This window comes from Maribacter caenipelagi (assembly GCF_004364175.1).
Lineage (GTDB): Bacteria > Bacteroidota > Bacteroidia > Flavobacteriales > Flavobacteriaceae > Maribacter > Maribacter caenipelagi.
Genome location: NZ_SNZW01000013.1, coordinates 363,718 through 376,897, shown reverse-complemented (window position 1 = coordinate 376,897; position 13,180 = coordinate 363,718). Strand labels below are relative to the sequence as shown.

The following is a 13,180-nucleotide window of genomic DNA, read 5'->3' as shown; positions in this document are numbered from 1 at the left end:
CTTTGAATTTTATACAACAAAAGAAGCCGAATATGTAGAGGTTGTAAATGACCTGAATCATTTTATGACCAATTCTATTGAAATAGTTTTGAACCTATAATAAGTTAGAGAGCAATATTCTATAAGGAATGAAAAATTCGAATAATACAGAAGATAAGAATCAACACTACAAAAATAGAAATACGAAACCACCATATGGTGACTATGGCTATAACTGGTTCTACATCATATTGTTTATACTAATGATCGTTTTTTACATAACGGCCTCAAGCACCAATAAAACTAGAGAAATAGGATGGTCAACTTTTGAGCAAGAAATTTTGGCAGAACATGATGTAGCTAAGATTGTGGTCATCAATAAAGAGGTTGCAGATATTTACATTAAACCAGAGCTTTTTGAAAAAGAAAAATATAAATGGATTACAGATGGATTTTTTAATAATAAAATAGGTCCGCACTTTAGAATGAACATAGGGTCTGTAGAAACTTTTGAAAGCAAATTACAAAAGGCCCAACAAGATTTTTCTAAAGAAGAGCTAATAGATGTACAATATAAAAGCCAAACTTCTTGGACAAATATTCTCACATGGCTATTGCCTCTTATCTTCATATTTCTATTCTGGATGTACCTTTTAAGAAGACTGGGAAGTGGAAGTTCTACAGGAGGCACATTATTTAATTTTGGAAAATCTACTGCCAAATTAACAGAGAAAGACACAAAAAGTAGTTTTACCTTTAATGACATTGCCGGTCTTAAAGAGGCCAAAGCCGAAGTAATGGAGGTGGTAGATTTTCTAAAGAACCCAGAAAGGTATACCAAACTAGGTGCTAAAATTCCAAAAGGTGTAATGCTAGTTGGCCCACCCGGAACAGGAAAAACATTAATGGCCAAAGCAGTGGCCGGTGAAGCCCAGGTACCTTTTTTCTCCATTTCAGGTTCTGAGTTTGTAGAAATGTTCGTTGGGGTCGGTGCTTCACGTGTTCGCGACCTGTTTAAAAAAGCAAAGGAAAAAGCCCCTAGTATTGTTTTTATCGACGAAATTGATGCCGTTGGCCGTTCTCGTGGAAAAATAAATGCCTTTCAAGCAAATGACGAAAGAGAAAGTACCTTAAATCAATTGCTTACAGAACTTGATGGCTTTGGAAAAAACACCGGTGTTATTGTATTGGCGGCAACCAATCGACCAGATGTTTTGGACAAGGCACTTTTACGACCTGGTCGTTTTGATCGCCATATTTATTTGGAACTACCTACCAAAGAAGAACGAGAAGAAATTTTCGGTGTACATCTTCGCCCTTTAAAACTATCAAAGAATGTTGATGGCTCATTACTTGCCAAACTGAGTCCGGGTTTTTCTGGAGCAGATATTGCCAATATCTGCAATGAAGCTGCCTTAATTGCAGCCAGAAAGAACAAAAAAGAAGTAGAACATGCAGATTTTATGGAAGCAAGAGATCGTGTAATTGGAGGGTTAGAGCGAAAAAGCAAGATCATTTCTGCCAAAGAAAAAGAAATAGTGGCCCACCACGAAGCTGGTCATGCAGTTGCTAGTTGGTATTTAAAGCATGTAGATTCATTGTTTAAGGTTTCTATAATTCCGCGAGGAAAATCTTTGGGCGCTGCTTGGTATTTACCAGAAGAGCGCCAAATAGTAACCAAATCACAATTCATGGATCAAATTTGTGCATCATTGGGCGGGCGAGTAGCAGAAGAAATCATTTTTGACGAAATATCTACCGGTGCCTTAGATGATCTTGAAAAAGTAACCAAGCAAGCCTATGCAATGGTTGCCTATTATGGTTTGGATAAAGAAATAGGACCTATCAGTTTTTACGATTCTACAGGGCAAAATGAACAAATGTTAAGCAAACCATATAGTGAAGAAATGGCGAAACTTATAGATAAAGAAGTGCAAGAATTAATTACTACCGCTTATGAGAGAACAAAAAGCCTATTATTAAAACATAGAGATAAACTTGAAAAACTTGCCCAACTCTTATTAGAACAAGAAGTGGTAGAAAAAGATAGTTTGGAAGATTTGCTTGGCAAACGAGAACTAAAAGAATTAGTGGAAAAGCAACAATAACAAAAAGAATGATAATAGAATTAAAATCAATAAACGAACTAGAGAACTAATTTAAATACTAATAATATGAAAACAATTAACGAAGTACTTAGTAATGAAGATTTACATTTTGAACATAAACAATGGCATAGTGAACTTGCTTTTTGGGAAGATGAGTTAAAATCTTTCAAAAATCGATTAAGCGAATTAATACAGCGATGGACAAACAAGGAAGTATTGGCGCAGTTAGAACATTACCAAAATGAATTTATACTTCATGAAGGCATAATCGATAAACTTCAAGAAACTATAGAAAAGCATGAAACCCGTATTGCAGGTCAGTCAAAAACAGGTCAAGAATCAATGGACACGGTACTTACCAAAAAACATATAGAATTTAGAAATCAGATGGAAACCCAACGGCAAATCTATGCAGATCTAAAAAAGGAATTTTTTAATTTTCTTACAAAATACATGTAATAATATGACTGGTAGATGTTTTATTAAAAGGTTAACTGCAAATTTAAAATGAAGAAATATCTGCTGTTAATAAATGATTTTTATCATTAAACAAATCGCTTTTTAAATATACCTTGTAAGTAACCTAAATTGAATCAAGTATGTGCTTTTGCTTATATTTGATATCCATCAATAAAGGTATCGTTACAGAGATTATGGTCAAGAAAAAAGCACCAAATACAAAGGATAATAAAACAAATGCTCCTTTAAAAAAGAGTACTAATGAAGATTCGGAAAACAATTTTTTAATTGTTGGTATGGGTGCATCTGCCGGTGGACTGGAGTCTTTCAATGATTTTTTTGAAATTATGCCAGAAAATTCAGGTATGGCCTTTGTTCTGGTACAACACTTAGACCCCACCCACAAAAGTCTAATGGTAGACTTGATAAAAAAGCATACCCAGATGATAATATCTGAGGTGGTGGATCACACAGAAGTACAACCCAACCATATCTATGTTATTCCGCCCAATAAAGACATGGCAATTTTTAATGGTGTATTACACCTAATGGACCCCACGCAAGCACGTGGGTTTAGAAAGCCTATAGATTATTTCTTTCGCTCATTAGCTGAAGATCAAATGGAAAAAGCAATTGGCATAGTACTATCTGGCACAGGTACAGAAGGCACATTAGGTTTAAAGAACATTAAAAATCAAGGCGGTCTAGCAATTGTACAAGAACCAACAACGGCAAAATATGATGGTATGCCGCGAAGTGTCATAGCGGCAAATGCCCATGATTTTATATTACCCATAAAAGAAATACCTAAAAAATTACAACAGTATGCAAAGAATCGAAAATTTGATACGGATAAAAAAATATCGAATTTTGATTCAGCAAAAGAACTTTTAGAAAAAGTTTTCATTTTGTTACGAAATGAAACGGGGTGTAATTTTGGGGACTACAAAAGCAGCACAGTCATACGTAGAATTAATAAACGAATGGCTCTTAACCAAATTGATAAGCTCGAAAATTATGTAAAGTATCTACAAAAAGAACGTAGTGAAGTTCGAAAACTTTTTAATGAACTATTAATAGGGGTCACCGGTTTTTTTCGTGATCCAGAAGCATTTGAAGCTTTACGAAAAGCTATAGTTTCTGAAATATTAAATATAAAACAAGATGGTGAAACCATTCGTATTTGGGTTGCGGGCTGTTCAACTGGTGAAGAAGCCTATTCATTAGCTATACTTTTAGATGAAGAAATACGAAAAGGAACCAAAAAACTAAAAGTTCAAATATTCGCATCAGATTTGGACGCAAATGCAATTAGTATGGCAAGACAGGGTATTTATCCTGAAACCATTGCTATAGATGTAAGTGAAGAACGACTTTCCCGTTATTTTCAAGGAGACAAATCAACTTATAGAATAAAAAAGGAAATTCGCGATCAAATTATTTTTGCAGAACACAATCTAATAAAGGATCCTCCTTTTTCTAAACAAGATTTGATCAGTTGTAGAAACCTCTTGATCTATCTCAATTTAGAGACTCAAAAAAGGGTATATACTATTTTTCATTACGCATTGAACACAGGTGGCTTGTTGTTCTTAGGAAGTTCAGAATCTTTAGGGGAGTTTGCCAACCTTTATTCCGTTAATGACAGAAAGCATAAAATTTTCAAACATAAAGATGTCCTAATTAAAAAAACACCAGATATAGCCCAATTATTTCATGAACCTATTCATATTAGCACAGAAAATTCAATTCCCATAAAATTACAACCACGTGAAAATTTAGCAGGTATAACCGAACGTCTTCTTTTAGCCGCCTATGCGCCCGCCTGTTCAATTATTAATAATGAAGGTGATGCCGTATATTTCTCTGGTAATACTGGTAAATACTTACAACCATCGCCTGGCGAAGCTAAATTAAATATTGTAGATATGGCGCGCGAAGGGCTCAAAACCGATCTACGCGCACTTATAGTTAAAGTTAGAAAAAGTGAAAAAACAGAAATTCGAAAAGGGGTCAATGTAAAAACGAACGGAAAGTTTGAAACTATCACACTCAAAATCAAACCATTGGAATCGCCAAAAAACTATGAAGGTTATTATATGATAACCTTTGAAGAAATGGCACAAGTAGAGTCAACAAGTATAGAACTGAAACCTATTCAAACACATGAAGTTTCAGAAATGTTTGCGTTAGAACAAGAATTGACCGCTACAAAAGAATATTTGCGTTCTACTATTGAAGAATTAGAAGTCTCTAACGAAGAGTTAAAATCAAGTAATGAGGAATTGCAATCAAGCAATGAAGAACTACAAAGTACCAATGAAGAACTAGAAACTTCAAAAGAAGAATTACAGAGTGTAAATGAAGAAATTGTAACTATGAATACTGAGCTTTCGTCGAAAATAGATGAACTGGCCCAGGCATATGACGATATGAACAATTTATTGGCAAGTACTGAGATAGGTACTATTTTTCTTGATTCCGAATTAAAAATTAAGCGGTTTACCCCGCCCATGATAAAAATCATTAATCTGATACAAACCGATATTGGGCGCCCAATAAGTCATTTATCATCAAACCTGATTTATGACGGTCTTGAAAATGATGTACAGAAGGTGTTGAATAAACTTATACCTATTACTACATCGGTTCAAAGTAGTGATGGCATTTGGTACAAAATGCAAATTTTACCCTACCGCACCTCTGAAAATATGATCGAAGGGGTAGTAATTACCTTTGTTGATATTACTCATGAAAAACAATTGACCGATGAGCTAAAAACTGCCAAAGAAAATTATGAGCATTTGTTAGAGATGTCAAGAACCATTGTCTATACCCAAGACAAAAATTTAATCTACACCACCATTGGTAGTATTCAACCTAATTTTCAATTTGTAAAAATGATTGGAAAGAAAGACATTGATTTTTATTCGAAAGAAGATACCGTTAAGTTAGAGAAATTAAAATTAAAGGTTTTAAAAAGTAAAGAGGCCATTCGAGAAAATGTACATTTAAATATTGGGAATACCAGTTATTTATATGACATCATGATTAGACCTATATTAAAGAATGATGTAATAGAAGGAATTGCTTGTACATTAATTGATATAACAGAATTAAATGAAGCTGAAAAAAATCTAGCAAAACTTAAAAACAATACAAATGACGACCAAAAATCCAGCAAATAAAGCGTTACGGAAAAAGGCAGAAGCAGAGGTTAAGAGTACTCCTCTATCTTCCTTAGACCTAACTATGGATAAGGTTAAAAGTTTGGTACATGAGCTTGAAGTGCACCAGGTTGAACTTGAAATGCAGAATCAAGAATTGCGCGAAACCCAGCAACTGCTAGAAAAATCAAGAGACGAATTTTCTGATCTTTTTGACTTTGCGCCTGTAGGGTATCTAATTTTAGATGAAAAAGGAACTATAATAAACATAAATCTTACTGCTTGTCATATGCTTGGTGTGGATCGTATTCAACTTAAAGGCAAACCATTTTCAGCATATTTAAAGATCGGTGAAGCAAATTCATTTTTTTTGAATCTAAGACAAGCCTTTAGTACAGGCATTTTAGAAAATATTGAATTTATAATACACCGAAAAGACAAGACTATTTTTTACGCTTTATTACATGGTACTGTTGATACTGAACCTAATGGCAATAAGCGTATTTGTCGTGTTGCTTTGCAAGATATTACTGAAGTTAGAAATATGAAAATTTTGCAAGAACAGCATGAAGACCTAGAGAAAGAAAACATAAAAATTGAAAAATACAATCAAGAACTAGAGAAAGTAGTTTTAGAGCGAACCAAAGAATTGAGCGACGCACTTGAATCTGAAAAAGATATCAACGAAATGAAAAGTGCCTTTATCTCCATTGCTTCACATGAACTGCGCACTCCCGTAACAATTATTTTGTCTTCAGTTATTCTAATGGAGAAATTCAAAAATATTGGAGATTACAATAAACTGGACAGGCATATTCAACGCATTAAATTAGCAACAAAAAATTTCACTTCAATATTAGATGATTTTCTTTCACTTGAAAAATTAGAAAAAGGTATTGTAAGAGTGAAAAAAGAGACTTTTGACATATTAGATTTTATTCGCATTCTAATAGAAGAAATGGAAAGCATTCTTAAACCAGAACAGCATATTCATTTTTCACATGAAGGAAACCCTTTGATTTTACAGAATCAAAAAATACTTCATAATATATTGACCAACCTTCTAACCAATGCTATAAAATATTCTGAAACAGATGTGGAAATAAATACTATAAATAGCAATGGAGAATTGACCATTTTAGTAAAAGATAAAGGAATAGGTATTCCTGAAGATGAACAAAAAAATCTATTCAAACGGTTTTTTAGAGCAGAGAACGTGAAAGACTTTCAAGGTACCGGCTTGGGCTTAAGTATTGTTAAAAGATATGTGGAGCTTCTTAGTGGGAACATTGAATATGTTAGCACCCTAAGTAAAGGCAGTACTTTTAGAATACAGTTACCTGATAAATAACCTCCTAAATTTCAACATTGACCTCATTTTATAAGAACCGTATAAACTAAATGGGCAATCATGTTTAAGTTTAATTTGACAGTTCATAATTTAATTATTCTACTTCATTCAATAAATGATTTCTTTTAAAGGAAAAATTCTTTTGTACTCAGTGCATGATTTAGAAAAGAGCAACCCTTCATTATAAATTCGTTCAAACTCTTTGGCGGTAGGTTGTAAGTAAATTTGAGTACGCACTCTATCTGATCCATTTAGCAAACTAACCGTTGTAATAGAATCTAATTTTGCTAGATCTTCTGGTATTTCTGCTTTAGAGATGGTCAATAATTCATCTCTTCTTTGAGAAACAACTAAAACTTCCCAAGTATTATTTTTCATTTTTAAGTTTAATACAAGATGTCCCTTATAAGCTTTTACAAGCTGGTTATCACTAATTGAAAAAATAGTATCGCGCATGATTACTTGGGTAGTAATGGTATCTTCTATTTTAGTAATGGGAAAGTAACCTTCCCAATCATTAACATACAGCTGTCCGTTTACTATATCTAAATCAGGGTCTGTCTCTATTTCTTGCAGTGTTGTCTTTATCAAAAATTCCTTACGCCTTACAAAGGCTTTATCATCCACATATAAAGTAGCACTATCTACATTGCACCAGTAAATACCCCTGTAAATATCTGGAATTTTTGTAAGAGGATCAACGGTAACAGGTTGTGGGTCTCCAAAAACTACTGAAGGCTGACATGCGCCTAAAATTGTTGCGACAAAAATGATACTAAGACAATAAATTAACCCTCTCTTCATATTCTGATTTTTAAAGGTAAAAATTGATATATTCAGTTTAAAAATAAAGGCAAATACAATTTTAAAAAATTGAAAATCAGCCTCTTTTCAATTAAAGAACCTAGTAATATTAGAAACATATTAGACAATTACACCAAACATGACAAAAAGCCCAATAACAAGGTCTATAATCAACAAAACCATTAGAATAACCAGCAATACCTTATCTAATTTGATAGTACCTGGTTTAATTCTTTTAGGTTTCATGATTACGTAATTTTCATGGTTCTTTTTTTAAAATTCACAATAGCAATATGTTCAAACGGTCAAGTATCTTATTGATATATTGTGGCGCATCATCTAATTTAGATTCGCCGGCAATAGCATCTACATCATTCATGGTATAATCACCATCTCCAGATGTGGTGAGTACAACAATATTATTGTTTTCATTGCCATACTTTTCAATGAAAGATTGCACGCTTACTGGTGGTTTCCAATTCTCCCAGGTATGTATTATAACCAGGGCATTAAAATCTTTTGGATCTATAACGTTCAAAGATTCAACGTCGACGACCTCAATATAGACCGAATCAGTTTTATAATGATCAACAATACCACTAGTCACTTTATCTTTAAAATCACTTCCTTGCGTGGCAATCAATAACTTTTTTTCTAAAGTAGGTGCGTTAATGGTATAGGGGGCAACGACATCCATAGAATATTTGTATTGGTACCAAACAAGAAACAAAAAGAATACAACCATTACAGCTAAAATTCGAAATAGTATTTTTTTAAAACGCTTCATATTTTGTTTTTTAGATGGGTGTTATTTTAAATAATCTTCTCTACACTACGTACTTCTATATTTTTGATTTGCTGAATTAAAATGAAAATCTCCCATGAGTTTTCAACACTTTAAACACCTATAATTTAACTGTAAGATTATGATGTTTCTCTTACTATGGAAAAGCATTTATTCCTTTCTATTTATGTAAAAAAGAACTATCCTTTAATCATATTTGAAAGTTCTTCACTTTCCATTACATATTCGGTAAGCTTAAAAGTCTCTTTTCTATTTAATCTAAAAGATTTAACAAAGCGTACTATCTCCTCTTCTAAATGTTCATGCTCTTTAATAATAATACTTGCATCTTTTTTATTGGGGTCTTCCACTAAAAGACCTATCCTATTTCTATGCTTACCCACTTTCTCAAGTAAATCATGAACCATAATATTAGTTTCTTGTAAGCCTATTTTTAACTCTTTAATCATTTGTAAGTTTTCTGGCTTTGTAAGCCAAATGAAATATTTGTCTATTAGATGATTTAAGAACATAAGGTCATCTCGATAAAATTCAAGATCGGACACCCAGTGTTTGGTCAAAACATAAAGTTCGTCCCAAGGGCCATTATCCAGAAATTTAAAATCTTTATTTTGGTCTAAATCACTCATCATCTACAATTTAATCGCTATCCTGTAAATCTATAAGAGTAATGCCCTGCAACAAATGATCTAAATCATTAGCATAAAAAACAGGTAATGACCTTCATCATTTCTTTTAATAAGTGGCAACCTTAGATTCATAACTACAAACTAAAATCCACTATCATGAAGACGATTCTATATGCTACCGATTATTCAGAAAATTCCGTTTCGGCGTTACGGGTTGCATATATTATAGCTAAAAAATTCAATGCCAAATTGATTATCGTTCATGTTTTTGAAATGCCCATATCACTTGCCAGTACGGTAACCCTAACCTACTTGAAAAAAGAAAAAAAACAATATGTAAAAAAACGCAAGATGTTGAAAGACTTTTTTGCAGAACATATAGACGAACCGGTTAAGGATCAAAATATAAATTTTGTCGTTGATGAAGAAAATTCGGTTACGAACAGTATTTTGGAAAAAGCCATTAAATTTAGTGTAGACCTCATATGTGTTGGCGCTAAGGGAACAAACGCGGTTAAAGAGTTTCTATTGGGAAATACCGCAATTTCGCTTCTAAAAAAATCTCCTTGTACATTAATAGTGGTACCAAAAGGCAGTGAAAAAATACAGTTCAATAAAATGATCTATGCTACAGATTTTGAAACAGCAGATATTTTTGCTATTAATAAATTGGCCAAGATTGCTAATAAATTCGATGCGCAAATTAGAGTGGTACATATAACAACAGGAAAGGAAAACGAAGTTGAGGCTCAAATGGAATGGTTTAAAGAAGACGTAAGAGCCAAAGTAGACTATGCCAAAATAGAATTTGACCTAGTCTTTTCAGAAAAATTTTTAGAAGACCTGCTATGGTACCTTGAAAATACCAAAGCTGATGTATTGGCTATGTTAGAAAGAAAAGAAAATACTTTTTACAATAAATATTTTCATTCAGACCTGGTAAAAACAATGGTAAAAAAAAGTACTGTTCCTTTGATCAGTTTTAATGTTGGAGGACTTTAAAACATGCTATACCTCAGCTTCTGCACCGGCAACTATTTTTTGATATCTATTACTTACCTGAGCTATTTCATCTTGTTTTACTCCACCGATCATTGTATACTGGTTTCTGATTTTTTCACGATTTAGCCAAAGTAACCAAGTACTGAATACAGGAAGATAACGAAAGGTAAAATTGGCTAAATAACCCAAACCGGTCAAGGTTATTCTTTTTTTCCTTTTTTCGATCATTTTACGAATACTCCTAGCCACCGATTCTGCGGTAGCCAATCGCAAATTGTTACGTTTTGGTAAATACACGAGCGAACCATCAACGTCTAAAATTTTCTTATACGGATCGTTTTGAGTAAAACCCACGAAGGCAATGCCAACATGAATACCAAAATCATACAACTCTATTCTTAGTGCTTCAGAGAGTGCGGCTTGGGCCATTTTAGAGGCGCTGTAGGCAGAATTGAATGGCATTCCCCTTAAACCGGCCACGCTATTAATGAATATAACATGACCTTTTGTTTCTTTTAAATAGGGTATGGCATACTTACTTAAGTGGGCAGCCCCGGTAAAATTGGTTTCAGAAAGAATAGTAAAATTTGTATCCGCAGAATGCTCAATAGACCCCCTACTACTCATGCCCGCATTATTCACCAAAATATCCAATTGACCATAGACACCAATGGCTTGGTCAACCAAAAATTTGCATTCATCTTGATCTCGAATGTCTGCAATTACCGAATATACATTAAACCCGTTAGCTAAGAATTCATTTTTTGTACGTTCTAATTTTTCATCATCCCTTCCATTTAATATTACTTCAGCCCCCTGTTGCAACAAATCCCAGGCAATTGCCTTACCTATACCCATACTAGAACCACTTACTAAAGCCACTTTATTTTTCAAGTAATTGTTCTTCATAATATCACCATTTTACAACAATTTTACCCATCGATTCTCGAGATTCTAAAAAAGTATGAGCTTCTGCAAGTTGCTCTACTTGATATTCCCCACCAATATGTGGTTTAAGAATTTTAGTATCGGTCAAACGAATAACCTCTTGCATCACCTTCGCTATTTTCTTAGGGTTCTCTTCTGCTACTTTTAACATATTTACACCTATCATTCCCTTAGAGCCACTCAAAAATTGAACTGGATGATATAAGCCAAACTGCAATAGCACACGTAATTTTCCAAATATGGTTTTAGTCTTATTCATACTAGAAAACCCAAACGAAAGCACCCTGCCACCAGCCCCAAGCAATCGAAAATCCTTTTTAATAGACGACCCGCCAACGGGATCAAAAGCTGCATCTATACCTTTATTTTGCATTATATTGCCTATTACTTTTTCAAAATCATTTATGCGGTAGTTTATTGGATACTGCACACCGTTTTTCTTTAGATAGGCTACTTTCTCTTGAGAACCGCAAGTACCAAAAACGATACATTTTTTAAGCAAAGCCATTTGTACAAGTGCAGTACCTACCCCACCGGCCGCAGCATGAATAAGTACATTATCATGTTCTTGCAGATTGGCCATATTGTGACTTAAATAATAGGCAGTACTATATTGCGTGGCCAAGGCAACAGCAACACCCGCAGAGAATGAATCAGGTATTTTATGGACAACTTCCATGTCTGCCAACGCAAATTCTGCATACCCGCCAAACTTGGTCAATGCAACAACCCTATCACCCAGCTTTACGTGGTTTACCTTGGCACCAATTTCTTCTATTCTGCCAACTACGTCATAACCCAAAATTGCAGGTAAGGGAGGTGCCGCTTTATAAAGTCGTAATCGTGCCATTACATCTGCAAAATTTAAACCGAAAGCCTCTACCTTTATTAGTACCTGATTTGATTTAGGGCGAGGTTTATCGGCTTCCCTTATTTGAAACGCCTTTTCGGCATTTCCATATTTAATAAGATATGCTGCCTTCATACATATTTGAATTTTTAAATGGTTAATTTATAGCCTTTTACAATCGTCTGTTATGACCAAGGTCATTTTTAAATTTTGTAATACAACATAGATTATAGGTTCATAGAATCTATTAATCATGAAAAGAACAATATGCTTTGTTACCATGTTATGTTTCTTTAGGGTAGTTGCACAAGACAGTAAAATCTTTAGTACCTATATGACCTTAGACGAACTTAAAACCATAGAGATACATGATAATCTTTGTGTAATGCTATACCCTACCTACTTCAATGGTTTACAGGTGAAAGGAAACCGAAGTTTAAAAGACATTATAAATTGGAATTACCAGAATGGTACTTTAAAAGTTTTTACGGTACAAGAAAATATGTTAGCCAGCTCAATAGAAATAATATTATATGTTAGTGAGCTGAAAAATATAATACTATCAGAAACAGCTTCTATAGAGGCTAATGACAAAGTAATTTCAAATAATTTAACGCTATACTCTCTAGGAGATTCAAGTTATGATTTAATTGTAGAGTGCACAGATTTTCAATTAATATCAGACATTTCTGGTACGAGCAATTTATCTGTAACTGCCCATAATATAAAAATCGATGCAAAAGGTACGTCAACAGCTTCAATGAAAATTAATGCGGACAAAGTGATTGTAAACCAAGCCGACAAAAGTTTGGTTAGCCTAAAAGGTAAAGCAAAATCATTTAGTGCTACCATTGAGAATAAAGCAAAATTATCTGCATGGGCACTATTAGCGAAAGACGTGTACCTACACACATTAAACTCTGAAGACACCCAGGTATTTGCAGAAGATCGTTTCAAAATAAACGGTCAAGGCAGTGGTAAAATATACGTTACCGGCAACCCACAACAAATAGATACTATACATCTGAACAAAAGAACTAAAATTTTCTATCGTTCAAAATGATTTGTTTTCAGGAAA

The 13,180-nt window shown here is 33.7% G+C and carries 11 protein-coding genes; 6 read left to right on the top strand and 5 right to left on the bottom strand.

Annotated features, from left to right (window positions below):
* Positions 1-128 precede the first annotated feature (128 nt).
* The 4 genes from ftsH (at position 129) to DFQ03_RS06520 (ending at position 7,064) form a co-directional block, all read left to right on the top strand.
* Positions 129-2,087, top strand: coding sequence for an ATP-dependent zinc metalloprotease FtsH (ftsH, locus tag DFQ03_RS06535; RefSeq protein WP_133672365.1), 1,959 nt, complete (start codon positions 129-131; stop codon positions 2,085-2,087).
* A 66-nt stretch (positions 2,088-2,153) separates the two neighbouring features.
* Positions 2,154-2,546 (top strand): hypothetical protein, encoded by a 393-nt coding sequence (locus DFQ03_RS06530; RefSeq protein WP_133672364.1) that lies wholly within the window; start codon positions 2,154-2,156, stop codon positions 2,544-2,546.
* A gap of 140 nt (positions 2,547-2,686) precedes the next feature.
* A complete protein-coding gene (locus DFQ03_RS06525; protein ID WP_133672363.1) occupies positions 2,687-5,734 on the top strand; it encodes a CheR family methyltransferase in 3,048 nt (1,015 codons plus the stop codon).
* Entirely contained in the window at positions 5,709-7,064 is a 1,356-nt protein-coding gene (locus DFQ03_RS06520) for a PAS domain-containing sensor histidine kinase (RefSeq protein ID WP_133672362.1), read from the top strand. The genes DFQ03_RS06525 and DFQ03_RS06520 overlap by 26 nt, the downstream gene beginning before the upstream one ends.
* Before the next feature lie 108 nt (positions 7,065-7,172).
* Here DFQ03_RS06520 and DFQ03_RS06515 read toward each other — a convergent pair whose 3' ends face one another.
* The 3 genes from DFQ03_RS06515 to DFQ03_RS06505 all read right to left on the bottom strand — a co-directional run bounded on the left by DFQ03_RS06515 (position 7,173) and on the right by DFQ03_RS06505 (position 9,302).
* Positions 7,173-7,868, bottom strand: a complete 696-nt coding sequence (locus DFQ03_RS06515) for a hypothetical protein (protein ID WP_133672361.1) — start codon at positions 7,866-7,868, stop codon at positions 7,173-7,175.
* A 280-nt stretch (positions 7,869-8,148) separates the two neighbouring features.
* Positions 8,149-8,655: a hypothetical protein gene (locus tag DFQ03_RS06510; protein ID WP_133672360.1), complete on the bottom strand. Its 507-nt coding sequence runs from the start codon at positions 8,653-8,655 to the stop codon at positions 8,149-8,151.
* Between the two features lie 197 nt (positions 8,656-8,852).
* Positions 8,853-9,302, bottom strand: a complete 450-nt coding sequence (locus tag DFQ03_RS06505) for a hypothetical protein (RefSeq protein WP_133672359.1) — start codon at positions 9,300-9,302, stop codon at positions 8,853-8,855.
* 156 nt (positions 9,303-9,458) lie between these two features.
* On the opposite strand from DFQ03_RS06505, the gene DFQ03_RS06500 reads away from it, so the two are divergent.
* Positions 9,459-10,304: a universal stress protein gene (locus DFQ03_RS06500; protein ID WP_133672358.1), complete on the top strand. Its 846-nt coding sequence runs from the start codon at positions 9,459-9,461 to the stop codon at positions 10,302-10,304.
* Positions 10,305-10,310: 6 nt separating this feature from the next.
* Here the strand turns inward: DFQ03_RS06500 and DFQ03_RS06495 are convergent, their stop codons facing one another.
* Positions 10,311-11,213 carry an SDR family NAD(P)-dependent oxidoreductase gene (locus DFQ03_RS06495; protein WP_133672357.1) on the bottom strand — a complete coding sequence of 301 codons (903 nt, stop codon included), beginning with the start codon at positions 11,211-11,213 and terminating at the stop codon, positions 10,311-10,313.
* Between the two features lie 4 nt (positions 11,214-11,217).
* The gene (locus DFQ03_RS06490) at positions 11,218-12,237 is read right to left on the bottom strand and encodes a quinone oxidoreductase family protein (RefSeq protein ID WP_133672356.1); all 1,020 of its coding nucleotides are present in this window, start codon (positions 12,235-12,237) and stop codon (positions 11,218-11,220) included.
* 118 nt (positions 12,238-12,355) lie between these two features.
* Here DFQ03_RS06490 and DFQ03_RS06485 point away from each other — a divergent pair, with 118 nt between their 5' ends.
* Positions 12,356-13,165 (top strand): GIN domain-containing protein, encoded by an 810-nt coding sequence (locus DFQ03_RS06485; RefSeq protein WP_133672355.1) that lies wholly within the window; start codon positions 12,356-12,358, stop codon positions 13,163-13,165.
* The last annotated feature ends 15 nt before the right edge of the window (positions 13,166-13,180 follow it).